Origin of the sequence: Octadecabacter dasysiphoniae (genome assembly GCF_021532615.1) — a bacterium.
Classification (GTDB): Bacteria; Pseudomonadota; Alphaproteobacteria; order Rhodobacterales; family Rhodobacteraceae; genus Octadecabacter; species Octadecabacter dasysiphoniae.
Genome location: NZ_JAKGAQ010000001.1, coordinates 16,108 through 43,004, shown reverse-complemented (window position 1 = coordinate 43,004; position 26,897 = coordinate 16,108). Strand labels below are relative to the sequence as shown.

Sequence of the window (26,897 nt, the reverse complement as noted above, 5' to 3'; positions counted from 1 at the left end):
ACTTCTGGATCGCGGCGCTACCGTTCTTAAGAACCGATGGGAACGTGACATGAATGATACCGTAGAAATCGCTGTTGATGTGCGTGATGCGATCAAACGCTACGGCGATTTCACAGCATTGCAGAAAATCTCATTGGGCATTCGGGACAATGAGTTTTTTACTCTTTTGGGTCCGTCTGGCTGCGGCAAGACAACGCTTTTGCGGATGATCGCAGGATTTGAGGACGTGACCGAGGGCGGGATTTACCTGTTCGGAGACGAGATCAAAACACTGCCACCGCACAAGCGCCCCGTGAACACGGTTTTTCAAAACTACGCGCTTTTCCCGCATATGACGGTGCTTGAAAACGTCGGTTTCGGCCTTGAAATGAAGGGCAGTTCCCGCAAAGACGCCGCAAAGCGTGCGGGTGAGATGTTGGACCTTGTACAGCTGTCCCAGTTCGCCAAACGCAAGCCTGCGCAACTGTCGGGTGGTCAACAACAACGTGTCGCGCTGGCCCGTGCGCTGGCCCCATCGCCCAAAGTTCTGTTGCTGGACGAACCCCTGTCCGCACTCGACCTCAAACTGCGCAAAGCCATGCAGATTGAACTGAAACATATCCAGCGTGAAACCGGGATCACGTTTATTTTCGTCACCCATGACCAAGAAGAAGCCCTGACAATGTCAGACAGAATCGCCGTGATGTCGGCAGGTGAATTGCAGCAGCTTGGCGCACCACGCGATATCTATGAACACCCGCGCAATATGTTCGTGGCCGATTTTATTGGTGACACCAACCTGCTTGAGGTATCTGTGGACAAGATCACCGATGGCCGCGCCCAGTGTCACATCGGCGGTGGCCATGAACTGATCTGTGATGCAGTTGACGGCGTAAGCGTGGGTGCAAGCGTCCATCTGTCCGTGCGCCCGGAACGGCTGGTTTTGTCGGACCAAGCGTCAGACGGGAACAGCCTGAAAGGCACCGTGACAGAAAATATCTATATCGGCACCGATATCTCAACGATGCTTGATCTTGAGGGGGGCCCGAAGATCACCGTGCGCACGTCCAATACCGAGCGCGGCAATAAACGCCTGATTGAACCAGGCAGCCCTGCATTCGTGAACATGGAGGCAGGTGCTGCGCGCCTGTTGGTTGATTAATGGCGGGTGGTGCGGCCTCTGGCGGTTCTGCCGCATCGGACACCTATAAAGAGGCCCGCCATTGGCTGTTGATGCCGTCGTGGTTGGTGCTTGGGTTCTTCGTCTTCGCGCCCGTCTGCGTCATGGTGATCTATTCATTCCTCACCAAGGAATTTCGCGGTGGCGTCATCTGGGAACCTACGCTGGCGGCCTATGACCAGTTCTTCTTTGATCGCGGACTGTTCGGGGATAGCGACCCGACGCTGCAATGGACCTATATCGAAATTTTCTGGCGTTCGATCTGGCAGGCGGGATTGGCGACAATCATGTCGCTGCTGATCGGATTTCCGACCGCCTATTTCATTGCCACACGGCCCGACGGGACACGCGCGCTCTGGGTGTTTTTGATCACGATTCCTTATTGGGTGAACCTGTTGATCCGCACGGTTTCCATGAAATTCCTGCTGCGCGACGAAGGCCCAATGAACGACGCATTGCTCAATATCGGCCTGATCGGTGAGCCCTTGCAGATCATCAACACCAACCTTGCCGTGCAATTGGGCCTGTTTTACAGCTACCTGCCATTCATGGTGCTGCCGATTTACGCATCGATTGAACGTTACAATTTTACCATGTCCGAGGCTGCCGCTGATCTTTACGCGACCAAGTTTACGACCCTTCGCCGCATCGTTCTGCCTGCCGTGAAACCGGGCGTCATTGCGGGCTGTATCCTTGTGTTTGTGCCCAGCCTTGGCGCGTTCCTTGCACCTGATCTGCTGGGCGGCGCAAAGAACTTTATGATCGGGTCATTGATCGAAGAACAGTTCAAAGGCAACGCGGGCAACTGGCCGTTCGGGGCGGCGGCATCGATGATCTTGCTGAGCATGGTTTTGGTGTTGCTGTTGATCTTTGCGCAGCAACAACGCCGTGCGGGGGCCGCAACATGAGCGTGAACACAGACGTCAAAACCTACACAGGCTTTCGGGCAATGACCCTTGTGTGCATGTTCATCCTCTATGCGCCGCTGATCGTGGTGACGGCCTATTCGTTCAACGCGTCGGAATCGATTACAACTTGGGGTGGGTGGTCCCTGCGCTGGTATGTGGATGTTTTCAGTGGGCCCGAAAGTGCGAAGTTCCAACAGGCGGCGGTCAATTCGTTTTCCATCGCGATCATCGCGGCCACCACGGCAACGGCCATTGCGACGGCGGCGGCAACAGCGATTGTGCGGGGCGGCAAATACCGCCTGCGCACACCGTCACTTGGGCTGATCACACTGCCAATCATGGTGCCCGAAATCGTGCTGGCGGTGGCAACGCTGATTTTCTTCAATTCCATCGGGTTCACACGCGGCTACATGACGATCCTCGTGGCCCATATCGCGTTTTGCATCCCCTTTGCCTACCTGCCCATTCAGGCGCGGATGCAGGGGATTGAGGACACGTTCGAACACGCTGCGATGGATCTTTATGCCACCAAAGCGCAGGCGTTCCGTCGCATCCTTTTCCCGTTGATGATGCCCGGTATCATCTCGGGCTTCTTGCTGGCGTTCATCGTCAGCCTTGACGATTTCATCATCACCAATTTCGTCAAAGGTGCGGGTGTCGAAACCCTGCCAACGGCGATCTTTGGCTCGGTGAAACAAGGGCTCAAGCCCAACATCATGGCCATCTCGACGATGCTTCTCAGCCTTTCGGTCGTGATGGTGACCATCTCCTACTTCGTCTCGAAGTGGGACAATACGAAATAACAAAAGGGAGTTAAAAATATGAAACTGCTCACATCCTCCGCAATGGCCCTTGCCCTGCTCGCGAACACCGCCGCGGCCGAGGGCGAACTGGTGATCTACCACTGGTTTGAATACATCCCCGCTGAGCTGCTTGAAAAATTCACGGCAGAAACCGGCATCACCGTCACGATGGATACGTTTGATTCAAACGAAGCGATGCTCGCGTCCCTCAAGGCGGGTGGAATGGGCACCTATGACGTCGCTGTTCCAACGGATTACATGGTCTCGATCATGGCCGGCGAAGGCCTCCTTGATACGATCGCTGACGGTGAACTTGCCAACAAAGGAAACATTGCGCCGGAATGGGCCGACCCTTCGTTTGACCCCGGTCGCGCGCATTCCATTCCTTATCAGTGGGGGTCCACGTCTTTTGCGGTGAACACCGATGACTATGACGGTGACATCAACACAACCGACTTGCTATTCAACCCGCCTGCAGAATTGTCCGGCAAAATTAACATGCTGGATAGCCAGGGCGAAGTTCTGGCGATGGCGTCAATTCACATGGGTATCCCGCAGTGTTCTACGGATCGTGACGAGCTTCAGGCGCTGAACGACATGCTGCAAGAGGCGAAGACCCATTGGGCATCGTTCAATTCAGACACGGCGCGCGAAGTTCTGGTGTCTGGCGATGTGTCCGTCGGCATGATTTTTGACGGCTTCAGCGCAAAAGCCCGCGAGGACCGCGCGTCGATCACATACGCTTTCCCGACCCAAGGATACGTCGTTTGGATGGACAGCGTGGTTTTGTTGAACGACGCACCAAACCGCGACAGCGCGATTGCGTTTATGGATTTCATGCTAGAGCCTGAAAACATCGCGGCCGTGTCCAATTACGCACGTTACGGTCTGGGTGTGACCGGTGCCGAGGAATACCTTGATCCCGAATTGGCAACCCTCCCAGAATCCAACCCACCAGAAACAGCAGGTGAAGGGTCCTTTATCGCCGTGTGCGATGAACAAACACAGGCGGTCTACGACCAAATCTGGACGAACCTGAAGAACTAAGCAACGCTTGGTCTGATCAGTGGCGGTCCCACGCGTTGGGGCCGCTGTTCTCATTTGAAAGGACGGCACATGGAAACGATCTTCACCGAACGCCACCAGTTACGGAATTCAAAAACCGAACTCTCTGGTGGCGAGCTTGTGGAACCGTTTGAACGTCCGTCCCGCGCTGAATACATCATCGACCGCGTGCGCGCGGTGAACCTTGGCCCCATAAGTGCGCCCGATGATTTCGGCATGGACCCGATCCTGGCTATCCATGACAAAGGCTTTATCGACTTTCTGCAAGTTGCTTGGACCGATTGGAAGGCCGAGGGTTTCGCAGGCGAAGCCATGCCAACAGTCTGGCCCGCGCGTCGCATGTCCACACACATTCCAACCCATATCGAAGGCCGTCTTGGCTACTATGCCCTTGCTTGTGAAACCTCGATTTCAGAGGGCACATGGGAGGCAGCATATGCGGCGGCACAGGTCGCATTGACGGGTGCGCAACGCCTGAACGACGGCGCAAAATCCGTGTTTTCCCTCTGCCGCCCACCGGGCCACCACGCGGCAATCGACATGTATGGTGGCTATTGTTTTATCAACAACGCCGCCGTCGCTGCCCAGCATTTGTTGGACACGGGTGCCACGCGCGTCGCGATCCTTGATGTGGATTTCCACCATGGCAACGGCACCCAAGATATCTTTGATGCCCGCGACGATGTGCTGTTTGTCTCACTTCATGGCGACCCGATGGATGCGTTCCCGCATTTCCTTGGTCACGCGGATGAAACCGGCAGCGGCGCCGGTGCTGGTTTTACCGTGAATTACCCAATGCCGCCCAACACAGACTTTGCGACATGGCGTGCAGCACTTGCCAAAGCCCTTGCACAGATCGCGGACTACGCCCCCGACGCGCTGATCATCTCGCTTGGTGTGGACACGTTTGAAACCGATCCGATCAGTTTCTTCAAACTCACGTCCGACGATTTCACGACCTACGGCGCGGACATCGCATCGCTGAACCTGCCAACCCTGTTCGTGATGGAAGGCGGATATGACATCGCCGAAATCGGCGTCAACACAGTCAACGTGCTGCAAGGGTTCGAGAGCGCGTCTTGAACGTCGTCGAGGCCTCTATAGCGGACCTGCGTCACGCGCTCGAAAACGGTGAAACCACCAGCGTTGCGCTTGTGCAAGCCTACCTTGATCGCATCGAGACGTATGACCGGGGTGGCCCCTGCCTGAATGCCATACCGGTTCTCAACCCCGATGCACTGACCGAAGCTGAGGCATCCGACAAGCGGCGCACAATTGGCAAAACCCTCGGCCCGCTAGATGGCATCCCATACACCGCCAAGAACAGTTATAAGGTCAAAGGCCTCACCGTGGCCGCCGGATCGCCCGCTTTTGCCGACCTGATCGCGACTGATGACGCCTTTGCCATCGCACAGCTGCGCAAGGCGGGCGCGATCCTTCTTGGCCTGACGAATATGCCGCCCATGGCCAACGGCGGGATGCAACGCGGACTCTATGGACGCGCTGAATCCCCTTACAACGCAGATTACCTGACCGCTGCTTTCGCCTCTGGCTCCTCAAACGGATCGGGGACCGCGACTGCCGCCAGTTTCGCCGCCTTCGGCCTTGGCGAAGAAACATGGTCCAGCGGGCGCGCACCCGCATCCAACAACGCGGTATGTGCCTACACCCCCAGCCGAGGCGTCATATCGGTGCGCGGCAATTGGCCCTTGGTGCCCACAATGGACGTGGTCGTGCCACACACGCGCACCATGGCTGATATGTTCGAAGTTCTGGATGTTTTGGTCAAAGACGATCCCGACACGCGAGGGGACTTTTGGCGCAACCAGCCGTGGGTCTCTCTGCCGTCAGCGTCTGACGTGCGGCCAACAACTTACGCGACATTGGCAGGCGGATCACTGTCCGGAAAGCGTTTCGGCGTCCCCGCGATGTACATCAACGAAGACGCGGACGCTGGCATTGGCGAAAACATAGGAATCGGTGGCCCCACAGGGCAAAAGATCGCAACGCGCCCGTCAATCATGGCCCTTTGGGGCGCTGCGAAAGCCGCACTCGAACAAGCGGGCGCTGAAGTCGTGGTGGTCGATTTTCCCGTAATCACAAACTACGAAGGCGACCGCGCAGGTGCCCCAAACGTTCGCACACGCGGCCTTCTACCTAAGGGCTACCTACACCATGAAATCACCGATCTATCGGTCTGGGCTTGGGATGATTTCCTAGGAACCAACGCTGACCCCCATCTTAACCGCTTGGCCGATGTGGATGGCGCGCAGATTTTCCCCGCGCCCGCGGGAAGCCTGCCAGACCGCTACACAGGCTTTGAAGATGACATCGCCGATTATCCCGCCCACGCACGCGCCACCCCGCGCGACGACTTTCGCAGCATCCCGACCCTCGCGGACGGGCTGCGCGGACTAGAGGAAACGCGACGCATAGACCTAGAAGACTGGATGGACACCCATGCGTTCGACGCAGTGATCTTCCCCGCTGTCGCGAACATCGGCCCGACGGACGCGGATACAAATCCGGCATCAGCTGATATCGCATGGCAAAACGGTGTCTGGGTCGCCAACGGCAACCTTGCGATCCGACATCTTGGTATTCCGACTGTCACGGTTCCGATGGGCACAGTGGCCGACATCCAAATGCCTGTCGGCCTGACATTTGCCGGGCGTGCCTACTCTGACAACGCGCTATTGACGCTCGCCTGCGCCTTTGAGGCAACCGGCCCCTATCGCACCCCACCCCCGAGGACAGCATGAGAATAGCTCTCTACCAGATGATGTCGGCGGACCGCAGCGTGGCCGAAACAACCAAGGTGTTGGATCAAAAATGCGCCGATGCGACGCGCGGCGGGGCTGATCTGATCATCGTCCCCGAAATGGCGCTTACTGGATATAACATTGGCGCCAGCCGCATTCGCCAGCTGGCTGAGCCACGGGACGGACCAATGGTGCAAAGCCTGATCGACATGGCCAGACGACACAGTATCGGCATCCTATGCGGCTTTCCCGAGATTGACGGAAACCGAGTATTTAACGCGGCTGTCTTGATCGATGCCTCCGGCGAAATCCTTTCGGTGTGTCGCAAGGCGCATCTGTTTGGTGACGTAGACCGCGCCGCATTCAGCGCAGCGGATACATTGTGCCCACTGGTGAAGTTTGGTGGTTGGTCCGTCGGGCTCGCCATCTGCTATGACGTCGAATTTCCTGAACTGGTTCGGACATATGCGCGCGCTGGCGCTGACGTCGTTTTGGTTCCGACGGCGAACATGCAGCCCTATATTGGCGTGGCGACACGGGTCGTCCCAACCCGCGCCGAAGAAAACGAAATCTATGTTGCCTACGCCAATCGCGTTGGCGTCGAGGGCGCGTTTGAATATTGCGGCTTATCCTGCGTTACAGGACCTGATGGCATCGACATCGCACGCGCCGGTTCGGGCGAGGAGATGATTTTTGCCGACATTTCAAAGGATAAAATTACGCGGGTTCGCAAGTCTCTCTCGCATCTCAAAGATCGCCGGAGTGATTTGTATTCTTAGGACCGTGGCAAGGTTTCATGACATGATCGCGCTGGTTAAGCGGACATTCCTTCTAAGATCGCCAACGGCACCTTCGCGCCGCATCGCTGCCCTCAGCATACAATACAGCGAATATCCGTTCCCGCCCTTGTCGAAAAATATGGTTTAGCTTGGAGCCAAGCAATGACCCTTAACGCCACCCATCTCCAGAATGGCACGGGAGGTCAGCTGGAGGTCAAAAACCGCCACCACTCCAAATTTATGAATTAAAATAGAAAAATGGCGGACCGAGGATGAGGCGCGTTCAAAATTTTGCGCCTTTATCATATTGATATTTAATAAAAATATTTTCTTTCGTATTGCAGTTTGTGTAGCAGAATGTGTAGCAACCTCCAACTTATCTTTGATGGGTGGCCCATATAAATCGCTCGAAATATCGTAACCAACGGTGTCAACGCTGCCATGATTGGCGAAGCGAGCCTGGACCAGATGAACGGTGCGGGTAGGCATTGAACTAGAAGACGCGCTCGCAATCTCCGAAGCGATTGAAATATAGTGAACTTGGGCCGCTATTGCAGGCGGCCCAAAGCGGTCATACGGTTTACTTATCAAGTCTACAGAGCAGTAGCTCAAAAGCGGAAAATGGAGTTTTGCGCGTCATTGAGCGGGTTTAACTCACTTTTTTCGGTACTCAAGATAGGATAAGGTTTGCGAGCCAATAGCGGGAATGCCAGTGACAAGCAGATAGGCTAAGATCACCCAGTTGAGCGGTATCGCAAACCACAAGATCACGAGCGTTAGCAACGATATGGAGACGAAAATTCTGATAATCAGCCGCACTAATTATGCCACGCTCTCGTGTTGTCGCAACAGGTTGATTAAAGCCGCCTTTGTAGCCTCAAAACCTAGTTGGTCCGCATCATTGATTGCTAAGAGCAGCCTGTCGCGCTCAACAGGACAGCTGTGGTTGGTCCGGATGGGCCTCAAGTAAGGCGCTCGGTCAACGAGTGACTGGCTAATGTTGTTTGGCATGTTTGTACTCCAATTCTCAGTTCCGGAACAAAAGACGACCAAGTGGTTAACATGACGTAAACGTTAAACAGAACTTAACCGGTTCTGGCGAATTATCGCTTGATTGTTCTGTTCAGCCTGAAGCGCTGACTTGCAATAGATATCGATCTTTGCGGCTTCCAGTTCTTGCTCAAAGGCTGCCACGAACTTGAGTGTCGCTCCAGCAACGCCCGCATCAGTTTCGTTTGGCATACTCTTCACTGCATCTTCGTAGATTTCCCAAAGCGCCCGTCCAATTCCGTTGGTCATTCTTTGTCCCTTTATCATTCAAAACCCTCGTTCGCGCTACGTCCCCAGATCGTGAGCATCATCAGACTGACTAGTCTCGGTTAACAAAAGACTAAGTATGCGGGTTTCTTACGGATAAGTGACATTAACTCCTTACAGATATCTCCACAGCTTGATTTAGACAGAGACTGTGCTCGGGTTGGCGACTAAATCCACCAATTCGACGCATGGCCAACATCATTCTCGTCCCTTCACGGCGGCACAGCTCAGCAATGCTGTCCTCGCCGCGCAGCCCATCCAGCACGATCCTGATCTTCTCCTCGGATGAATAGTGCTTGCGCGTTGCACGCTTGATGTCTTTGACGATCTTCTCGCCAGGGCTCTTCGTTGTCTTTCTCATCCTCCACTCCTCACTGGCTACGATGAGCAACAAACCCTCTCTTAGCAAATTGCTCTATTTGGTTCCATAAGCGATGACGTCAGACAGCCCAGCGTCGAATGACACTCAAAAATCCCATGTCGATCACTCCATGTCTCCCTGAACAAAACTGTCAGAGCAATGTGTTCACATGGGTCAATTCTCAGTGACAATTTATGGGGCTACCGGGTCAGTTCTCAGTGACATTCAACAACTTTGAGGGTCAGGCAGGCCTGTATCACCGCGTCGCTATAGGCTTGTTGACGTCCTCGTCGGCCAGAAGGCACGGCCTCCCACACCATCTCCGGATCAAACCAGATCGACAGCGGTCCGCGTTGCTTTAGCGAAAGGTTATACTCTGCCCAGTTCCGGGTCTTGTACTTCGTAGGGGCCCATTTACTCATAGCCGCCAGCTAGCACGCTGGATTCAGACAGTGAATCTTCGCAAGGGGCGATTTGTGCAACAAAGACGGGGCAGGTCAATCATTAGGCTTCGGTTTTTTGGTTGCACAATCGACGCGGTTTTAAAGCACGAGACCGGAAGGCTGTAGACATCCTCTATCAAGACTAAATCAAGTGGAATCAACACTTGATTAGATGAACATACTGTTTTATTTTCTTCATGGATAAGGAGCACCTTTAATGGAAAAGTTAGAGCAGGAAATAGTTAGATTATGGAATGCTGGCATGTCAATCCGTCGGATTAGCGCGGAGACCGGGTTATCGGTTGATGCTGTTTCTGTCAAAGCTGTTTCTCTAGGTTTAATTAATATTTGAGATTTGACCTGCGCCCCTACAACTCCTCCAAATTTGTGTAGAGTCCGGCCAGCAAAAGGACGGACAAATGAAGGCACGATTTACGGACGAACAGATCATTGCGATGATCAAGGAACAGGACTCCGGTGAGAAGACGGCCCACGTATATCGGCGGCATGGGATCAGCTGTGCGGCGTTCTACAAATGTAAATCGACTTATGGCGGGATGGAACCTTCTGACGCAAAGCGATTGCAGGCTTTGGAGGACGAGAACGGCAAGCTGAAGAAGCTGCTGGCAGAACAAATGTCGGACAATGCCATGCTGCGAGACATCAATTCAAAAAAATGGTGACGCCCGTGGCAAAGCGGAATGCGGTGGTTCTCTTGTGCGAAGCGCACAGTGTGAGCCAGCGGCGTGTGATGTGCTGCAGATTGACCGGTCAACCGTGCGATATCTGTCGCGCCGTGGTGATGATGTGGAACTGCGAGATGCAATCAATCGCGTGTCGCGTGAACGGCGTCGGTTTGGTTGCCGCCGTATTCACGTGATGATCTCCCGAGAAGGTTTTGAGGTGAACCACAAGAAAGTGAGGCGCATCTACCGTGAAGAGAAGCTGTAGGCGCTGCCGGATGGCCCAAACAACGCTGGAGCGTGGACTTCGTGTTAGATGCGCTGACAGACGGTCGCAGATTTCGCATCTTGGCAGTCGTTGGTGACTTTAGTCGTGAAAACTTGGTGCTGGTGGCTGACACATCGCTGTCTGGTCGCCGCGTCGCACGTGAACTGGACAAGGTGATCGCCGAACGCGGCATACCAAAGACGATTGTGTCGGACAACCGTACCGAATTCACCAGCATGGCAATCCTCAAATGGCTTCAAGATACGGGTATCGATTGGCACTATATCGCACCGGGCAAGCCCCAGCAGAACAGCGTCATCAAAAGCCTCAACGGCAAGCTTCGAGACGAATGTTTGAATAAAACGTTATTTGGCACATTGCGCGATGCCCGCAAAACGCTTGAAGAATGGCAAGAGGATTACAACTGGCGCAGACCACATTCAGCATTGGGCAACCTGACACCGATGGAACTTTTGCAGAGAAAGGCGACGGACAAGATGGCGGCCTAACGCCAAAGATTTAACCCCAAGGACTCCGCCCAAAGCTGGAGGGAACTTGGGGCACAGGTCAGGTCCAATACCGTGGCCGTCCTCGGCCTCTCCACGCTCTGCCACGAGGGCTCCCGAGGTGGCCTATCTCACCCTCAACAGACACCCCAAAATGCGCGCCACAGCGATCTTGGTATTATCGTAAAGAATGGATTGGGGGGTGCCGCCGAAGAATGCAAAGGCTGACGCATTACCATCGCAGAACGCCTCGGTCGTCTCGGCAGGATATTCCTTCGCAAACACCGCATCCGAATGCGGCAAGCTCATCACAAAGAAATGGATCTTGCATTCCATGCCGCCAATTATATCCAGCGTCGCGCCAAAATCTACCTGCGCATGGCCCGGACGAAGCGACAAAGGCACAAACACCTCTTTGGGTCGCCGCTCTTGCTCGCGCACATAATAGGTCACCGTCGTCAGGCTGCACACATACCCATGCTCGTCACGCAACCGCTGAAAGATGCGCTTTGCAGTGCGTCGTTCCTTTTTGATCAGGGCTCTGTCTGCCCGCAAAATCTCATCAATGATACCAACATAGCCATCAAGCGTGGGACGGCGCGGAGCTTCTGAGCGCCGATATTCCCGGTGGAAACGCATGACGCAACATCTTCGCAATCGTCTTGCGGTCCTTGATGAAATATCGCGCTGCTTCTCGCGCAGACATGCCATCCTTCAAACACGCGCGACGCACACGATTAAAAATATCCACAGAATACATCTCCCGCCCTCCGCTTAAACGAAGGGCACAAACTGGCGGACTTTTAATCCGCTACAACCGCATCTTGGGCCCGTTTCTGTGGACCAATATTGCTCCGCGTTTTACAATCGCAAAAAGTCACATCTATCGACCGCTCAGACCCCACATCCAGAACAAAGCTACTAAGCGAGATTACCCCCCCAAGCACCAATGCAACACGTAACGCCCCCCGCATGTCAAACGCCACCAGCTTGATCATCGGAACACACAAATCCATTATCAAAAAGACGCAACATACATCACTAAAACCGCAATCGGCCAAGACGCAAAAATTCGTTCAATCGGAAACGCTGTCCAGCACTACAAAACAAACGCCAGAAAAATGCAGCCCGATCCGAACTCTAATCAAAATCCAACGACAACATACTCTTCATAAAACGCGATAAAGAATCAACCATATCAATCCCAACCAATAAGTTCTGACACACACACACAAACACTCCAAAAATCTGACGTCTGGGACTGCAAAATCTTCGTGCCGGAACGCCCTGCGTTTCATTTTCTCTTCTCAGCGCCCGCGGACCCGGCGCGCCCGACGCCCGGGTAACGGCATCAATTTTGCCGCCGTTAGGTACAATACATAAAGGTCCGTGCTGACCGACGCACGTTTCTGATAGATCAGGTCAATTTTGGCTTTGCGCGGAATGCAGCGCGTAGAATAAATTTGGTCAGTTTCTTCGGTCGAGTTGGCCTGCGCCAATAGGCGTTCTTCTGTTCGGTGAAACACAAGTGACGCCAACCCAGTGATACCCGGCTTCGATTTCAAGACTTCGCAGTAAATCTCGGGGAATCTTGCGGTGTAGCTGTGCAGCGGCGGGCGCGGCCCAACAAGGCTGATTTCATTGCGCAAGACGTTATATAGTTGTGGTACCTCATCCAAGCGTTTGCCGCGCAAGAAATGCCCGGTCTTGGTGATGCGCGACGCTTTATGTCCGCCAGACACACCGCTATCGGCTTCGGATTCTGGAAGAGATTCCATGGTTCGGAACTTGACCAGGTCAAAAGGCTCATCGACCGATTTCATCCGCTCGGAAATGTAGAAAATCGGAAACTCTTTGCGAAGCGCCATCACCCCTGCACCCATCAGGATGGCCGGCAACGTAACAATGCCCGAGACTAGAACGACAAAGAGGTCAAAAAAACGCTTACCTGTGTAGCCCGCGGAAGACTTGTGTTTCATGAGAGAAATCTCTTGGGCGGAAAAATTTCTAGGACTTGCGCGACCATCTCTTTTACTTCCGATACTCGCGTTGTTTCTGGCGCAACCCTATCTAACAGAGCCGCGTCTAGCGCAACCATTTCGGTCGCGGCCTCCGTTGCTTTTCGGTACTCCCATTCAATTGGGTCCGGCACTGACGCATTCCACGCCTTCAGCAGTGCATCCATTCTCACCGGGGTGCTTGAACAGATGTTTAAACGAGGCGGTAGAAACACACCATCCTTGGCTTTGCGGGCCAGTTGCGCGATCAGGTAGGCAAAGTCTCGTGGCCCGATGTATGATCGCAATGGTCCGAAGCCAGAAGGAAATTGGTCAAGTTTAAGCTGGTTTGTTTTACTGGCTTTCAAGGCGTTACCCAAAAGCATATCACAGCCAGCCAGATTGCCCAATCGCAATGACACACAGGTCATTGGGCCGGTGCGACATTCTAACTCATGCTCCATCGCTTTTTTGCTTTCACCGTATTCGGCCAGCGGGATCCCATCTTGGGATTCATCAAGCGGCGGAACAGCAGAGCCATAAATTGAAGAAGATGACAGCGCAAAAAATGTTTTCACGCCAGCGGCCTCAGCAATATCGGCAATGCGCAGTGCCAGCCCATGGTTAACCTCTTCCATTTCGGCGGTGAGGTTAGTGTTGGTCGCATCATCTGGTTTTGGCGTGCGGCCAATCAAATTCACAACAATATCAATACCGTTCAAAGCATCCCGCAAGCCGGTGGGGTCTTGACCATCCCACTGCACCCATTCGGGCCCCAACTCCAAACGTCGTGACTGAAAGAGTGGTTTTAGGCCTACATCTACAAACGCGTCAGAGTGATAATGAAGCACCCGCCCCAATCGTCCATTGGCACCTGTGAATAGTATCCTATGTCGCATGAATTATACCCCTTGAAGCGAAAAATATAAAAGTCGGATAGATGGAGTCAATACGATAAGCGATTAGAGCGTAAATTCACCAAGCTGTTGATGGATAAATTAACCAAATTGCTCCATTGATGAATGGATCAGAAACAGTGGGGTGGTGTCGGCGCTAGCTATTTCTCGAATCCTGCCCCGAATTCACTCCGATACGCTCGCAATATCCAACCAACCACCCAATCACCCAGAAACCATCGGGCGGCGTGTCAAACTGCCCGCTGATGATCCAACCAAGCGAAAACACTGCAAAACCGATGTGGCCGCTTGTGATGAAAATACGAAACCGAAGCGTCAGAGGCAGCACCGAAAGCACCAGTCCCAAAATCCCGAAATTCATAAGAATCGAGTAATAATAGCTGTGAAGCCGCGGTCCGAAGTCTTCGTACCATGTGGCAGAATATTGCTCGAGCGAACTGTAACCCGCCCCTAGCCCCGCCGCCCACGTCAGCGGGGTATCCATATATTCCCAGAAGATCGCATTCTGTACGACCCGGTAACCGACGCCACGCACATCGGCGACGAAGATGTCCGGCCGGACAATGGCGACCAAACCAACGGCAACCGCACCGAGGATAACAAGGCCGACCCTGATAAACGTATTTCGTGACCGGATCACTTTTCGGGTTTGCTCGCCTCCGGCCAGGAAATAGTAGACCACAAATCCGGCAACTGGCAACAGATATCGGCGCGACCCGCCATAGATCACGTCGTAAAAGCTGATCCCCAACAAAAACCAACGCTTGGGGCCGGACAGAGCAGAGACCGCCACAATTAGGAAAAGAATATGCCCATAAAGCCCACCGACTGCGATGGACCCGAACACAAGCCGTTCAAGATTCAACGCGAACCCTTGAAACAGCAGGAATATAAGCGGGACAGTCAGAATTAGAACGTTCACCCAGCTTTCGCGCAAGACCGGTTGATTTGGTGTCGCAATCCCAAGAACGTATCCGAAAATGGGCGATATCACGAGAAAAAGCGCAACGGATATGTCTTGCGCGCTGTGCCCTGCTGCAACCCCGAGAACCATACCGGGCAGCAGACCAACCAGGCACAAAGCGAAATACGCTTGCGGACGTTTGAAAACGATTGCGGGAATCACCATTCGCCGCGTCAACATGACATCTACAAGGATCGTCAGAATCAGGCAGATCCCCTTGCCGAGGAAAATCGTCGCAAGTGGAAGACCAAAGACCGTTCCGGTCAGCACTGAAAACGTGAGGGAAAGGACACGCGCATGGCAGGTAATATTGCGTGCCGCCCAATAAAAAAGCGCAGCGATCAGAGCGGCAATTATGACCAAGTTTTATCCTCTTGACGCTTGTCCCATGAGAGGACGTCTTGCGAACCCTACATTCTCGACATCAGATCAACCCGTAAAGCCGGCACTATTCCCGAGTACTTTAAACCAAAAAAAACAAAGCCACAAAACTGACCTTACGTTACCTTTTGGGACCCCCTGACTTTACTTCGAAAACCACCAATGATGCAACCAGAACCGACATGATCAGGCTTGGTACCAGCTCGGCGGAGACCAACCAAACTGCCCCGCCAGTGACGACGCCAAAAGCGGCCCCATAGGCCAAAGCAAGCCCTATCGACGCCACATCGCCAAACAGAAAGATGGGGTAAAGGATGAAAACAAAGGCGTTTTGGGCGATCCGCCCGGCAATCGCGACAATGGCCAAGAACTGTTCAGGCACTAGGAAACGCGCATTGATGAAGACGAATTGGCGAAAGAACACGATCCAGAACCGGCGCGAACTGGGGACATTGTTGGGGGCGTCATCCTGACCAAGTGCTGTGTCATTAACATCCGACACCTTTGAGTTTTGAAACCGCAGATACGCAAGAATCAAAAAGCAAAACACCAATCGCGACAGGAAAATTGCGACCAACCAGGGCAACATATTCTGCGTGCCAAAGATGATCAGGCACACCAGTAACAGACAATTGAACACCACGCCGCTCCACGGAAAGACCAGAACCAGCTCCTTTGATTTGGCGATTTTGAAGATCACGAAAAGCGTCAGAGCCTCAAACGCGAGCAAGGTCAGGATCTCGGGTGACAACATCCCGCCAAACCAAAACCCCACAAACTGGACACTGAGAGCTAGGAACGCAAAGTTGCACCCCGACCCTTCGGCGTTGCGAAAGTGAACGGCATAAGACCCCGAAATCGCGAACGGAAACTGGATCGCTGCCTGCATTGTAAAGTAGGTGACTAGAAAGTCAGTCTCGGCGCTCGCCAAAACTGTAAGATCAATTAAGAGCCCTGTGACGCGCCCGAAGAAATTGGCAACGAGGAACGACACAACGCCTTTAGCACTGCGTTTGCCAACAATGCGGGACTTAAGGGAATGTACCATATCCACTCCTTGATTGTCTTGGAGCGGGCTTTGGACGGCCTGACCGACACGCCCCCCGCCCACCTAGACCGATCTGGGTTTCCAGACACAGAATGATAATCAACCTTGTCGAGATACATTTCGCCCAATGCCACATCCTGCGTCACGCCATCAATGCTGACAGAGAGCTGACCCGAAGCTGCCTTAAGGTCGTCAAACGACAGATAAAAATGAGATTTTCGCAAAAAATACAGACGGATCAAAAGTTGGGAAAAAACGTAGATCGTCCAGAATACAATGGCCTTGGCCGCGCAGTAACTTGGCATCATTTCCTTGGACTGGCTTTCTTCGCGCACTTTGGAATTGGCCCATGACCGCACCACATCAATCGAGTTGCGCACGACGTGAACAAAGACCAAGTTCCCCACGTCTGTACACAGCGCATCGGCCACGGCGATCGAATAATAGGGTCGCTTTGAATTATCAATGATCGGGCCGTCGCACGCCGCATCTATGGACGCGTACAACCGTCGTAGCTCAGCAGTATACGCACTGTAATCTTTGGCCAGCCTTGGGGCGATGACAGCTCCGTATTTGGCCGCAAACAGTTTGAGCGGGTTGTCAAACGTTGCGCGCAGATGATCGAGGTCTTTGGCGTTTTCGCGCACGTCTTCCGTGATTGTGCCCTGCCAGAAATCGCAGTCTGCAAAATCCTGCCCACACCCGCAGATGTCATTGTCCTGAATGCCGCGTTTGTAGACCCAGCGAACTTCGCCAAGGGCCGTGGCCGACGTCAAATCTGCCAATGCCAATTCCACGATGGAACTGCCAGAGCGCGAGGCACCCAAAATGAAATAGCGGGACGTCACTGCTGGTTCCACAAATCTATCATGCGGTTTGCGACGTTTTCCCAACGATAGCTCTGCGCGTGCGCAATCATCGCATCACTGATGGCATCATGTTCGGAGTCGGTCTTGGCCAACACTGCGTTCATCACAGCCGCAAGACTTACTGGATCACCCTGCTTGAAACACAGATCACTGTAGCCCACAACTTCTGGCAAAGACCCGTTATCGGAATGCACCACCGGAGCGCCCGCCAGCATGGCCTCTGCTGCAACCATGCCAAACTGTTCGTCCCATTTGACGCGCATAAACTTGTACTTCTTGCCGTGGCCCCAATCGGACCCGTCCGAATGCTTGGACGGCATGATGACCATGCGAGCACTTTGATAGAGTTTGCACAATTCGGCATGGGGCACCTGCCCCATCAGTTTGATCCGACCCGCGTAGCGCCCGTTGGCGATCATCGTTTTGGCTTCGTCCGTGTCAGGGCCACTGCCAACCATCAGCACTTCGGCCTCGGGCGGCAAATCAACGGCTTCCAACGCATTGAGCAAAGTGCGCCAGCCCTTACGTTCGATCAGCTTGCCGACGAACAAAATCTGGTCGCGCTTCGTCTGGATCGCGGGGGCCTCGAAGATGTCGGACGCGCCCCAAGGCACGATTTCAACATTGGCATTAGGGTCTTTTTGATGTGCAATTGCGCGGCTTTGCTCAGCCGGAGCATGGATCACATTGGCGCGGTTCAACACGAAGGCCTCGCGCCTTTCAAAATAGCGTGGCCATTTTTGATAGATGTTCTGGGAAAACTTGCAAGACATGACCGCATCACCCGCATGAACCGCAGCCAAGTAACTCACAGGATAGGCAGGCTCGCCGAAGTTGTGTATCAGGTCAGGCTTAAAGTCTTTAATGATTTTCGCAATCTTGCGCCCCAACGGGAATTCAAGCGCTCCATGTTTACTAACCGTCGCATCCATCAGCGATGTGATTTCACCTTGGCCCGACCCACGCCAAAACCCACGCGGTGTGAAATATTGTACGTCATTGGTCTTCGCGAATTCATCGACCAAAGGGTGCCATCGCCCCCGATTGATTGACGGGGCAAAGAAGAGAATGCGCTTCATGGACAGCCTATTTAACAAAAACGACACTTGGAATACGTCATGTACACGAGTTGATGTCCAACGATCAAGTTAGTATTTTGGACAATTTGCTGTAGCGCATAGTTCCGCCTAGGCCGACCACAATTACTACATTCCCTAAATTACTACATTCCCTAAAATGTAACTAGTATCAGGACCCCTTAATTAATTGATCCTACCGCCCTTTCATGGTTCATGCTGCCAAGCTGTGGGGGGGATATCAAGAGCAGTCTTTATTTGCTGAGTGAGGCGCAAATGAAGCCGCTCTGACCTTTCTTTCCAAAGATCCGAGGCCGTGTACGCATTGATGATCGCCGCATTTTGAGCGGAATTATATTCATAAATATCAATTGGTTAAGTTGGTATTGCCCGCCCGCTGAGTATGGTCCACCAAAAACGCCGTATAATCGCTGGAAGTGTTGGAGTGATACGGGTGTGTTTGCCCAAATCATGGTCGGGCAGGCCGAGCAAGCGCCAGTCAACAAGACCATTCCGATCGACGCCACCTATCTCAAAGCAAATCGAACGGCGTCCAGCCTGTGGTTGGAAAAAAGGGGGCGTGGGCGCCTGTTTGGGCAGACTAAGGGTGGCATGAACACCAAACTTCTTGCGATGACAGACAAAAGCGGTCGCCCAATCCGCCTCTTTATCACCCCAAGCCAAGTGAGCGACTATACTCGCGCTGCGGCTTTGATGAATGGCTTGCCAGCGGCCGAGTGGCTTCTCGGTGACAGAGGATATGATGCGGACTGGTACCGCAACTCCCTTATAGACAAGGGGACCGAGCCCTGCATCCCGGGACGCAAGTCACGCAAAAAAACCCGTCAAATACGAGAAGCGCCGGGACAAGAGGCGCATTCGCATCGAAAGATTGTTAGGCAGGCTCAAGTATTGGCGGCCCGTCGCAACCCGCTACGACAGATCACCAACAGATTTCCTCTACACAATCACTCTCGCGGCAACCGTTATCTTCTGGTTATGCTTCCTGACCCTAGGCCACTGGCAAGATACGCACGCGTTGTAGACGAAAGGTCGTTGCACGATGCCGCCAAGGCTGTCGGTCTGGCCCCATTGCAGATCAGTTAGACGGTTTTGGAACTCGAAACCTACCTCGGCACTACGTTACTTTGCCGCACCACGCGCAAGATCACATTAACAAGCGAGTGGCCTATATTCTACGCCGAGTGATGGACATGTTGCGCAGCGCCGAGGCCGATTTGAGCGAATTGAATGCGTAGTTTTTGGGCCCTTTTATACCAGTTGACTATAAAGCAGAACAGAATAATTTTGACCTTCGTAGTGTTTTTGGGACCAAATGGCATGCAAAGTGTTTGCCCCCCAATTTGGGAACGGCACGTATAATACCGCCTAATTATATGACTTCGAATACTCACCGTAGTAGCTACCATATCGCGTAGGTCCACCGTAGCTTCTGGCTTTCTTCCCGTCAATTCGCGTCAGTATCAGCCCTGTAAGGTTTAGGCCGGAATTAGAAATTTCACCAAGACCGGCTTCCACAACAACACTTTGCGTTGCATCCCATGCGACGGCGAGTAGGACCGCGTCTGCTTGTTGTCCGATGATGCGCGCGTCGGTCACAGGAAGCACCGGCGGTGCATCGATAATTACGTGATCATAGTTTTCACGTGCCTCATCTATGAGGTTTTTGAACGCCTGTGATGATAAGTAATCAGCGGCATTGGCTTCCGTCTGGACACCAAGCATGACGTCAAAACCGAGGGCATTTACGGTGATTTTGTTGTCCGCAAACGTCATGATCTCAGGCTTTTCGACGGATTTTGCCTCCAACCTGTCAAAGTACTGGCCGAGCGTGTTTTTCCTTATGTCTCCTTCCATCAGCAACACGGATTTGCCCATGCCTGCAAGACTATGCGCAAGAGCTATAGAAGTCGTCGTTTTACCCTCAGACGGGACGGAAGAAGTCATCAAAATGACGCAGGGTTCAACTTTTGAATTAGCGAGCAAGAGGGACGTTCTTAGGTTTCGAACAGCTTCAGAAAACGGAGTGTTCGACTTGCTTTTCAGGAACGACAACAATTTATCACGCTTCTTGATAGGGGCCATTGGAATTTGGCCGAGGATCGGTTGACTAGTTAAGCATTGTAGATCGCTTGCTGTGCGAATACCGTTTTTGTTCATTTCGCGAAGTAATATAACACCGGCCACAAGTACGGCACCTAAACCTCCAATAATAAAAGTTAATATCATTACCCGAGGGCGAGATGGGAGTAGCGGCTCGACAGCGGCTGATAAAAGTCTAGCATCGGGCTGTTGAGTGCCCTGTTGGACTTCGGCTTCTTTCAGGCGCGTCAAGAAATACCCATAAATTTCGCCTGTGGCTTCTGATTCTCTTTGAAGCTGTTGCAATGTCAGTAAATCACGTGACTCATTCGTCACTTCATCTTCAAGATACGCAATAGCGGTTTCCAAAGAGGCCTTTTGTGCTTCGGATTGTGTAAGATCGGATTGCGCCCTGCCCGCTTCAAGCGTGTGCAAGTCAATAAAACGTGCTCGGTCATCTATATCTTCTGCAAGAGTAATGAACGTTCGCGACAAAACTGGACTGTCTAATTCAGCAACATCAGCTGCAGTGGCGTTCTCCAAGTCGAAATTTTGAAACATTTCCACTCGAATTCTTCGTTGTTCAATAGTCGCGTCCAAAGCTGTCAGTCTGTCCCTAAGCTCTTTCACCTGCCTGTTTTTGGCAATGAGAGCTTCAGGGCTAACTAGCTCGATCCCAGCGGCAAAATCTTTTACAGCCAACTCTGCATTGTTTAGTTCATTCTGAAGTTCAAGAGTGCGGTTTTCCAGGAACCTAATTGCTTCATCGGACTGCTCCTCTTTGTAGAGAAGTTGATCGTTGATGTATGTTCGGGCTAACGCGTTAGCCAAGGCTGTAGATTTTTCAGCGAACCCAGTGGAAACGCTAATCTCGAACACTAAACTTTGTCGAGGGTTTGAGACTGTCAATCTCGTCCTGAGCCTATCAACAGCAATACGGATTAGATCTTCTTGAGTATAATCTTCCGTTACGGGCGCTCCCAGCACCGAATTGCGAAGGCCTACGATACTGTACGGACTGACTTCGGCCAATAATGGATTGAATTCTGGATCGCCGATCAAGTCTTCTGCCACTACAAGCCGCCTCAACAGTTGACGTGATTTAATCAAATAGATTTCTGTGTTCAATGATGGCTGTTCTGAGGACAGCCCACCAACCAGAGCTTCAAGGTTGGTCGCCTGGGATGGATTGTTCTCTATTGAGACCGTTGCAGAAGCGACATAGACCCGTTCGGCAATCTTGGTCGCGTAAAGAAACCCCAAAACCCCAAACAGCACCAGCGCCAACGCAATCAACCACTTGCCGCGCCAAACTGTTCGAACTAGATGACCGAGGTCAATTTCGTCGTTGCTATTTTCCATCAACCAAATCTCTCCTAAAAGGTAACGTTAATTCGTCGCTGCGTTTACGCCGGAAATAATGAGGGACGGCACCATCTGCTGCACCACGCAGTTCCAGCGGGTGACTGGCTGCTCGGCTACAAAGACGATATCGTTCGGGCGCAGTTCAATCCGGGTGGCAAGCACCACGTTTACCATGTTCGACCCATCCAGATACCACGCCGTCATCTGACCGGTATTGCTGGTATCGCGCAGAACATAAATCTGACTCGGATCACCGGTCGACACGGCCACATACAAGGCGTCGGCAAGTGTCGACTGGCGCTCAAACGGCATTCCAAATCGGATCTGCTCGCCCACTTCACCCGTAATATAAACGTAGTCCCGCTCAACCGCTTCGATCTCAAGACGGACGCGGAAATTTCTGCGCTCTTCGGCAAGCTCGTTGCGGCGAATAGCGATTTCGGCGGACAGCTCAGCCAGTACATCGGTGCGTGCAGAGCGGCGCAGTTCCGCTACCCTAATCTGCTGCTCGAAATAAGCTTCGGCGCGATCAAGGCGAAATTCGGTGTCGACATACACACTGTCGCCATTCAGCAATTCCAATCGCTGTAACTGACTGCTGTTGTTAAATTCATTCAGAGGGATCTGATACAGCTCGCCATCGCGATAAATTCGCACAGAAGCAAACTCGGTGTCCGTGGTTTCAACACCACTAACAGCTGCCAGCGCTTCGTTCAGGTAGACAGACCTAAGGCTGATCGGAATAACCGTGGGGTTTCGCACAGCGCCGCCAATCAAAACGCGCTGTGAATTGAACTCAGAAATCTCAACGCTGAAAGTCGGGGCAATTTGGCTTTCAATCAGCTTGCTGAAAATCGCATCTTCCGCAGCACTAAACGTGGACCCACCAACCTGAACACGTCCGACATCAGGAAGCGTGATCGAACCGTCTTCTTGCTCGGTGTACCCTTGGCGGCGGTTCTGCGAGGCAAGCAATCCGATCAGTTCTTCAACAGAACTCCTCCCCGCTGGCGTCGCCAGAACAAGAACATCACCAATACCAATTTCATACGGACCCCGGACCATGCTTGGTGGCACACGCAGTTGCAATGGCGATGGACGAAGCTCTGCCTGAACAGGAGCTTCCGGCAAGGCACCCAGCCCGCGCAACCCCAGCCCCGCAGTCGCATCAAAGGCGGCTGGCAATTGGCGCGGCACGTAGCTCGACCAGCGGTTCGCATCAAGCAAGGACGCATTTGTCAGCGCAATAACCTGGACAGCGGCATCCCCTTCGCCCTGGCGGATTTTTGCAGGGGTATAGGCAATGTCACAGGCGGATAAACAAAAGAACAAAAAGACAGCAAGACTACGCACGTTAGAGATCTCCGTACAGTTAGGAACAAAGTACCTAGCATTGTTAGAACTTTAAAGGTCAAAAGCCGGAAGAGACCACTTCTAATCTTGGGGAATGTTTGCCAAATTGGAACCGTACCAAATCGTCAGGATTTTGGTAAAGGAAAACAGGATTAACTGATTTATCACTCAGTTAACACTTCCGCCCAATCGCCAAAGTCAGTAGAGCATTGTTTCGCAAACGGCTTTTGGCAGGGTCGTTGGGCATGTCTGGCAATTCGATAAGCAAGTACAGCCACCTCCGAAGAAGAGTGCTAGGTTCAGAATCAGATAGCGGTACCTGTGCGTCGCCAGGGTTTTTGGGACCAATGGCGGCGTGAATTAAGAGAGAGTTTTGAATCGCCCCTTGTTTGCCGGAGGCTGATTTATCTTAGTTACGTGGCTATTGACCTGCGCCCCTACAACTCCTCCAAATTTGTGTAGAGTCCGGCCAGCAAAAGGACGGACAAATGAAGGCACGATTTACGGACGAACAGATCATTGCGATGATCAAGGAACAGGACTCCGGTGAGAAGACGGCCCACGTATATCGGCGGCATGGGATCAGCTGTGCGGCGTTCTACAAATGTAAATCGACTTATGGCGGGATGGAACCTTCTGACGCAAAGCGATTGCAGGCTTTGGAGGACGAGAACGGCAAGCTGAAGAAGCTGCTGGCAGAACAAATGTCGGACAATGCCATGCTGCGAGACATCAATTCAAAAAAATGGTGACGCCCGTGGCAAAGCGGAATGCGGTGGTTCTCTTGTGCGAAGCGCACAGTGTGAGCCAGCGGCGTGTGATGTGCTGCAGATTGACCGGTCAACCGTGCGATATCTGTCGCGCCGTGGTGATGATGTGGAACTGCGAGATGCAATCAATCGCGTGTCGCGTGAACGGCGTCGGTTTGGTTGCCGCCGTATTCACGTGATGATCTCCCGAGAAGGTTTTGAGGTGAACCACAAGAAAGTGAGGCGCATCTACCGTGAAGAGAAGCTGTAGGTGCTGCCGGATGGCCCAAACAACGCTGGAGCGTGGACTTCGTGTCAGATGCGCTGACAGACGGTCGCAGATTTCGCATCTTGGCAGTCGTTGGTGACTTTAGTCGTGAAAACTTGTTATCCTATCGATGCTGTTTTTTGGTCCTAAGCGCATCCGCCAGATACTTGGCAAATAGCACGATGTTTTCACGAACGCTCGCAGCTTCCAGCGGAGCCGTGTAGGCTGCGCGATTGTCGACCTTGATCACCGTCAATGGATGACCGGATGCAGCCAACATAACATTCATCAAGAACCGAGCCGTACGTCCCTTTCCGTCAAAGAACGGGTGGATGAAGACAAAAATGAAATGACCAAGCACCACACGAACCGCAGGATAGGTTTCCGCCTGCAGAAGTTCGAAAAACACAGACATACATTCTCGGACGGCTTAAACGTTCATCGGCACATGCGGAGAGCCGCGAATATAGACTGGCGCATTTCGATAGCCCGCAAGCTGCGCCGTCTTCAGTATTCCCGCCCCCACAGATGGCGTGAACAGCGCCCGGTACCATGCTGTCAGATCACGCTCTGCGACCGCAGTGCTTGGCGGATTCACCGCCTTACCCTTTGAAGCATCGCCGCTCGGTAAACCTACTGGTCCTCAGAGAAACGCATCTTACCAGTTTAAGCCGCGTGAATGCTCATGAAGAACGGGTTATCGAAATACTTGATCCGCTTGGCCCGCACCGGCATTTGCACATCTACCACCACAATCTCATCAAGTGGCAACCGACGCGCTTCATCCTCTGGTAACAACGAGGCTTCTTCCGTCCGCGCCGATTGGCTCCTCCCTTCAAAAGGGTTTTTGCCGATAGATCTTGATTTCGTAACCACGGTCTTCGTGGTCTTCCCAACAGCTTTGCTTAGTTCTTCAACAGTCTTCTCGTCTAAGGGCATGAGATGCTCGCATTCTTTACCGGGGGCACCCTTGCGGCGCTGCAGGATTGTTGCCAATCCGTACGCAAGACGTTCTATCTCTCCCTCACGTCCGGTATTACGAAGCTGCCCGAGCAGGAACTCAAATGCTTCGCGGATGGTGCCGTCTTTCAGGATATCGTCCTGCGGGATTGGCAGATGTGCATCTTTCTCCGTCAGGCTGAAGATTTCGATTTTCTCGTATGTCGTCGCTTGATCGTAGGCCATGTGTTTATCTCGAATGTTTAAGTTTGATAACCATCACGTAAATGTGGGGGCACATCTGGCTTTTGGTTCACCGAATCCGCCCAGGTCAGGGACGGCACAGCCGCCAGCTTGCTGGGCCCAATAGTTTTCAAACATGACGACAGAAAAAGGCACACACTCGCGGACGCGACTGACCTCACCACATACCCCACTCTCGCCGAAAAGTTTTGCGATCCTTGAAGCAGGCTGATTTGGGGTCCAAGGGCAAACCAAAAAAGCACTTTGAACATCAGGCAGGTTGGTATTGCCGCGTCGCTATAGTCTTATTGACGGCTCCGATGGCCAGAGGGCTTCGCCTCCCACACCATCTCAGCGTCAAACCAGATCGACCGCAACCCACGCTGATTGAAGGCTAGGCTATAATTTGACCAGTTTTGGCCTTGTAAGTCTTCGGTGTCCAGCTGCTCATTGTCTTCAGCTACCATCCTGGATTCATGCAGTGAATCCCGTCAACCGATTTGTGAAACAAAGCCCGCACTTACTCTTCCATACGAGAAACGAGTAATTTTATCAACTATACCATGTGTAGATAGCGGATCGGATTCCACAAGCAGTTCCCAAAAAAGACCCTAACCGCCATGAAAACTGGCAGAAAAACAACAAAAAACCGTTACTTAATCAAGAATTAACGAAAAACAGCTCATTGATAGATCATGACTAACGTGCTTCGGAACTGTTCGAATTCTCAAAGCAAACATCGGAAACTATGGGAGCACCAATTTTGCCAAATGACGTTTCAAAAGATTTTGGATACAACATGGTTCTAGAAACTCTCTATAACCAAATGAAGACGGAGCTCGACATGCCATTGGCACCGTCAGAAAGAAAGCTGCGGGAGGATTTCTGTGCCGCATATGAGGCAGAAGTCCTTCCGCGAAACAAAACGAACGATCAATCAAGCGACAATCGTCAAAGCACCTACCTTTATTGAAATTACCTCTGAAATGGTTTCACCCCACCTTACGTAGGGCTACTTGGTCAAAGTTAATGTGGTACACTTCATCAAGCTGAGCAACTGGATAGCCGTTTGCAAGGATCGTGATTCCATCATCCGAGGCGTCCCCAGTGATTGTTGGCGGTTGCCCAATGTATTGAATCACCAATAACTCGTCGTCTTCAAGATCCAACACATGCACCTCGCTGTCGAGGCCGATCTCAAATAAGTCGACTCCATCTCCACCTACGAGAATGTCATTGTGACCGCCAATAAGATGATCGTTTCCATTCCCTCCGAACAAGTGATCTTGAGAGTTCATCGCTTCCCCGGATTGACCGTCCAAAACACTATCTTCATCATCACCAACAAACAGAGCTCCATTCTCAAGAAAATCACTACTAAACTCAATGCCATCGATGAGAACTGTCTCGGGTTCAGGTGAAATTTGGCCAAGATTATCCAAGAGATCAGCGCCCGTTGTCTCTATGTCATCAACATCATTATCATCGCGGTCAGGCTCCGCTTCTTCAGCGATATCAATAGCCATCGCTCCAGCGAGACCAATTCCGATGAGAGCGAGGATTGCGAGCAT

General features: G+C 52.6%; 23 protein-coding genes and 6 pseudogenes. 11 read left to right on the top strand and 18 right to left on the bottom strand.

Annotated features, from left to right (window positions below):
• Nucleotides 1-49: 49 nt before the first annotated feature.
• The 7 genes from L0664_RS00210 (at nucleotide 50) to L0664_RS00180 (ending at nucleotide 7,476) form a co-directional block, all read left to right on the top strand.
• Nucleotides 50-1,141, top strand: coding sequence for an ABC transporter ATP-binding protein (locus L0664_RS00210; protein ID WP_235223605.1), 1,092 nt, complete (start codon nucleotides 50-52; stop codon nucleotides 1,139-1,141).
• Entirely contained in the window at nucleotides 1,141-2,067 is a 927-nt protein-coding gene (locus tag L0664_RS00205) for an ABC transporter permease (protein WP_235223604.1), read from the top strand. The genes L0664_RS00210 and L0664_RS00205 overlap by 1 nt, the downstream gene beginning before the upstream one ends.
• Nucleotides 2,064-2,870, top strand: a complete 807-nt coding sequence (locus tag L0664_RS00200; protein ID WP_235223603.1) for an ABC transporter permease — start codon at nucleotides 2,064-2,066, stop codon at nucleotides 2,868-2,870. The genes L0664_RS00205 and L0664_RS00200 overlap by 4 nt, the downstream gene beginning before the upstream one ends.
• Before the next feature lie 18 nt (nucleotides 2,871-2,888).
• Nucleotides 2,889-3,917, top strand: coding sequence for an extracellular solute-binding protein (locus L0664_RS00195; protein WP_235223602.1), 1,029 nt, complete (start codon nucleotides 2,889-2,891; stop codon nucleotides 3,915-3,917).
• A gap of 69 nt (nucleotides 3,918-3,986) precedes the next feature.
• Nucleotides 3,987-5,018: a histone deacetylase family protein gene (locus tag L0664_RS00190; RefSeq protein WP_235223601.1), complete on the top strand. Its 1,032-nt coding sequence runs from the start codon at nucleotides 3,987-3,989 to the stop codon at nucleotides 5,016-5,018.
• Complete coding sequence (locus L0664_RS00185) at nucleotides 5,015-6,697, top strand: amidase (RefSeq protein WP_235223600.1); 1,683 nt, start codon at nucleotides 5,015-5,017, stop codon at nucleotides 6,695-6,697. Before L0664_RS00190 ends, L0664_RS00185 begins: the two co-directional genes overlap by 4 nt.
• Nucleotides 6,694-7,476 (top strand): carbon-nitrogen hydrolase family protein, encoded by a 783-nt coding sequence (locus tag L0664_RS00180; protein WP_235223599.1) that lies wholly within the window; start codon nucleotides 6,694-6,696, stop codon nucleotides 7,474-7,476. The genes L0664_RS00185 and L0664_RS00180 overlap by 4 nt, the downstream gene beginning before the upstream one ends.
• Before the next feature lie 144 nt (nucleotides 7,477-7,620).
• Here L0664_RS00180 and L0664_RS00175 read toward each other — a convergent pair whose 3' ends face one another.
• The 4 genes and pseudogenes from L0664_RS00175 to L0664_RS00160 form a co-directional block, all read right to left on the bottom strand.
• Nucleotides 7,621-7,965 carry a hypothetical protein gene (locus L0664_RS00175; RefSeq protein WP_235223598.1) on the bottom strand — a complete coding sequence of 115 codons (345 nt, stop codon included), beginning with the start codon at nucleotides 7,963-7,965 and terminating at the stop codon, nucleotides 7,621-7,623.
• Nucleotides 7,966-8,550: 585 nt separating this feature from the next.
• Nucleotides 8,551-8,775: a hypothetical protein gene (locus tag L0664_RS00170; RefSeq protein ID WP_235223597.1), complete on the bottom strand. Its 225-nt coding sequence runs from the start codon at nucleotides 8,773-8,775 to the stop codon at nucleotides 8,551-8,553.
• 226 nt (nucleotides 8,776-9,001) lie between these two features.
• A pseudogene (locus tag L0664_RS00165) lies at nucleotides 9,002-9,154 on the bottom strand (IS3 family transposase); the annotation flags it as partial.
• 227 nt (nucleotides 9,155-9,381) lie between these two features.
• Nucleotides 9,382-9,576, bottom strand: a pseudogene (locus tag L0664_RS00160) (transposase); the annotation flags it as partial.
• 440 nt (nucleotides 9,577-10,016) lie between these two features.
• Here L0664_RS00160 and L0664_RS00155 point away from each other — a divergent pair.
• Nucleotides 10,017-11,057 (top strand): annotated as a pseudogene (locus L0664_RS00155) (integrase core domain-containing protein).
• 144 nt (nucleotides 11,058-11,201) lie between these two features.
• On the opposite strand, the pseudogene L0664_RS18695 reads toward L0664_RS00155, so the two are convergent.
• The 7 genes and pseudogenes from L0664_RS18695 to L0664_RS00120 form a co-directional block, all read right to left on the bottom strand.
• Nucleotides 11,202-11,456 (bottom strand): annotated as a pseudogene (locus L0664_RS18695) (IS21 family transposase); the annotation flags it as partial.
• 905 nt (nucleotides 11,457-12,361) lie between these two features.
• On the bottom strand, nucleotides 12,362-13,033 hold the full coding sequence (locus L0664_RS00145; RefSeq protein WP_235223595.1) for a sugar transferase: 672 nt from the start codon (nucleotides 13,031-13,033) through the stop codon (nucleotides 12,362-12,364).
• Nucleotides 13,030-13,950 (bottom strand): NAD-dependent epimerase/dehydratase family protein, encoded by a 921-nt coding sequence (locus L0664_RS00140; RefSeq protein WP_235223594.1) that lies wholly within the window; start codon nucleotides 13,948-13,950, stop codon nucleotides 13,030-13,032. Before L0664_RS00140 ends, L0664_RS00145 begins: the two co-directional genes overlap by 4 nt.
• Nucleotides 13,951-14,104: 154 nt before the next feature.
• Nucleotides 14,105-15,295, bottom strand: a complete 1,191-nt coding sequence (locus L0664_RS00135; protein ID WP_235223593.1) for a hypothetical protein — start codon at nucleotides 15,293-15,295, stop codon at nucleotides 14,105-14,107.
• A 139-nt stretch (nucleotides 15,296-15,434) separates the two neighbouring features.
• Nucleotides 15,435-16,307 (bottom strand): hypothetical protein, encoded by an 873-nt coding sequence (locus L0664_RS00130; protein ID WP_235223592.1) that lies wholly within the window; start codon nucleotides 16,305-16,307, stop codon nucleotides 15,435-15,437.
• Nucleotides 16,259-17,221 carry a hypothetical protein gene (locus L0664_RS00125; RefSeq protein ID WP_235223591.1) on the bottom strand — a complete coding sequence of 321 codons (963 nt, stop codon included), beginning with the start codon at nucleotides 17,219-17,221 and terminating at the stop codon, nucleotides 16,259-16,261. The genes L0664_RS00130 and L0664_RS00125 overlap by 49 nt, the downstream gene beginning before the upstream one ends.
• Nucleotides 17,206-18,309 carry a glycosyltransferase gene (locus L0664_RS00120; protein WP_235223590.1) on the bottom strand — a complete coding sequence of 368 codons (1,104 nt, stop codon included), beginning with the start codon at nucleotides 18,307-18,309 and terminating at the stop codon, nucleotides 17,206-17,208. Before L0664_RS00120 ends, L0664_RS00125 begins: the two co-directional genes overlap by 16 nt.
• Nucleotides 18,310-18,648: 339 nt before the next feature.
• On the opposite strand from L0664_RS00120, the gene L0664_RS00115 reads away from it, so the two are divergent.
• Nucleotides 18,649-19,413, top strand: coding sequence for an IS5 family transposase (locus L0664_RS00115; protein ID WP_235223589.1), 765 nt, complete (start codon nucleotides 18,649-18,651; stop codon nucleotides 19,411-19,413).
• A gap of 282 nt (nucleotides 19,414-19,695) precedes the next feature.
• Here L0664_RS00115 and L0664_RS00110 read toward each other — a convergent pair whose 3' ends face one another.
• Together L0664_RS00110 and L0664_RS00105 are read right to left on the bottom strand one after the other, a co-directional pair.
• Nucleotides 19,696-21,771 carry a GumC family protein gene (locus tag L0664_RS00110; RefSeq protein WP_235223588.1) on the bottom strand — a complete coding sequence of 692 codons (2,076 nt, stop codon included), beginning with the start codon at nucleotides 21,769-21,771 and terminating at the stop codon, nucleotides 19,696-19,698.
• 27 nt (nucleotides 21,772-21,798) lie between these two features.
• The gene (locus tag L0664_RS00105; protein WP_235223587.1) at nucleotides 21,799-23,001 is read right to left on the bottom strand and encodes a polysaccharide biosynthesis/export family protein; all 1,203 of its coding nucleotides are present in this window, start codon (nucleotides 22,999-23,001) and stop codon (nucleotides 21,799-21,801) included.
• Between the two features lie 614 nt (nucleotides 23,002-23,615).
• Here L0664_RS00105 and L0664_RS00100 point away from each other — a divergent pair.
• On the top strand, nucleotides 23,616-23,879 hold the full coding sequence (locus L0664_RS00100) for a transposase (protein ID WP_235223586.1): 264 nt from the start codon (nucleotides 23,616-23,618) through the stop codon (nucleotides 23,877-23,879).
• A gap of 70 nt (nucleotides 23,880-23,949) precedes the next feature.
• Entirely contained in the window at nucleotides 23,950-24,147 is a 198-nt protein-coding gene (locus L0664_RS00095) for an IS3 family transposase (protein WP_235223585.1), read from the top strand.
• A gap of 121 nt (nucleotides 24,148-24,268) precedes the next feature.
• Here the strand turns inward: L0664_RS00095 and L0664_RS00090 are convergent, their stop codons facing one another.
• From L0664_RS00090 to L0664_RS00065, 5 genes and pseudogenes are all read right to left on the bottom strand, one after another.
• Nucleotides 24,269-24,559: a Fic family protein gene (locus L0664_RS00090; RefSeq protein ID WP_235223584.1), complete on the bottom strand. Its 291-nt coding sequence runs from the start codon at nucleotides 24,557-24,559 to the stop codon at nucleotides 24,269-24,271.
• Nucleotides 24,560-24,574: 15 nt separating this feature from the next.
• Nucleotides 24,575-24,742: a hypothetical protein gene (locus L0664_RS00085; RefSeq protein WP_235223583.1), complete on the bottom strand. Its 168-nt coding sequence runs from the start codon at nucleotides 24,740-24,742 to the stop codon at nucleotides 24,575-24,577.
• A gap of 74 nt (nucleotides 24,743-24,816) precedes the next feature.
• A pseudogene (locus L0664_RS00080) lies at nucleotides 24,817-25,089 on the bottom strand (type IV secretory system conjugative DNA transfer family protein); the annotation flags it as partial.
• Nucleotides 25,090-25,329 (bottom strand): annotated as a pseudogene (locus L0664_RS00075) (DUF2493 domain-containing protein); the annotation flags it as partial. It abuts the pseudogene before it with no gap.
• Between the two features lie 989 nt (nucleotides 25,330-26,318).
• A complete protein-coding gene (locus L0664_RS00065) occupies nucleotides 26,319-26,897 on the bottom strand; it encodes a hypothetical protein (protein WP_235223582.1) in 579 nt (192 codons plus the stop codon).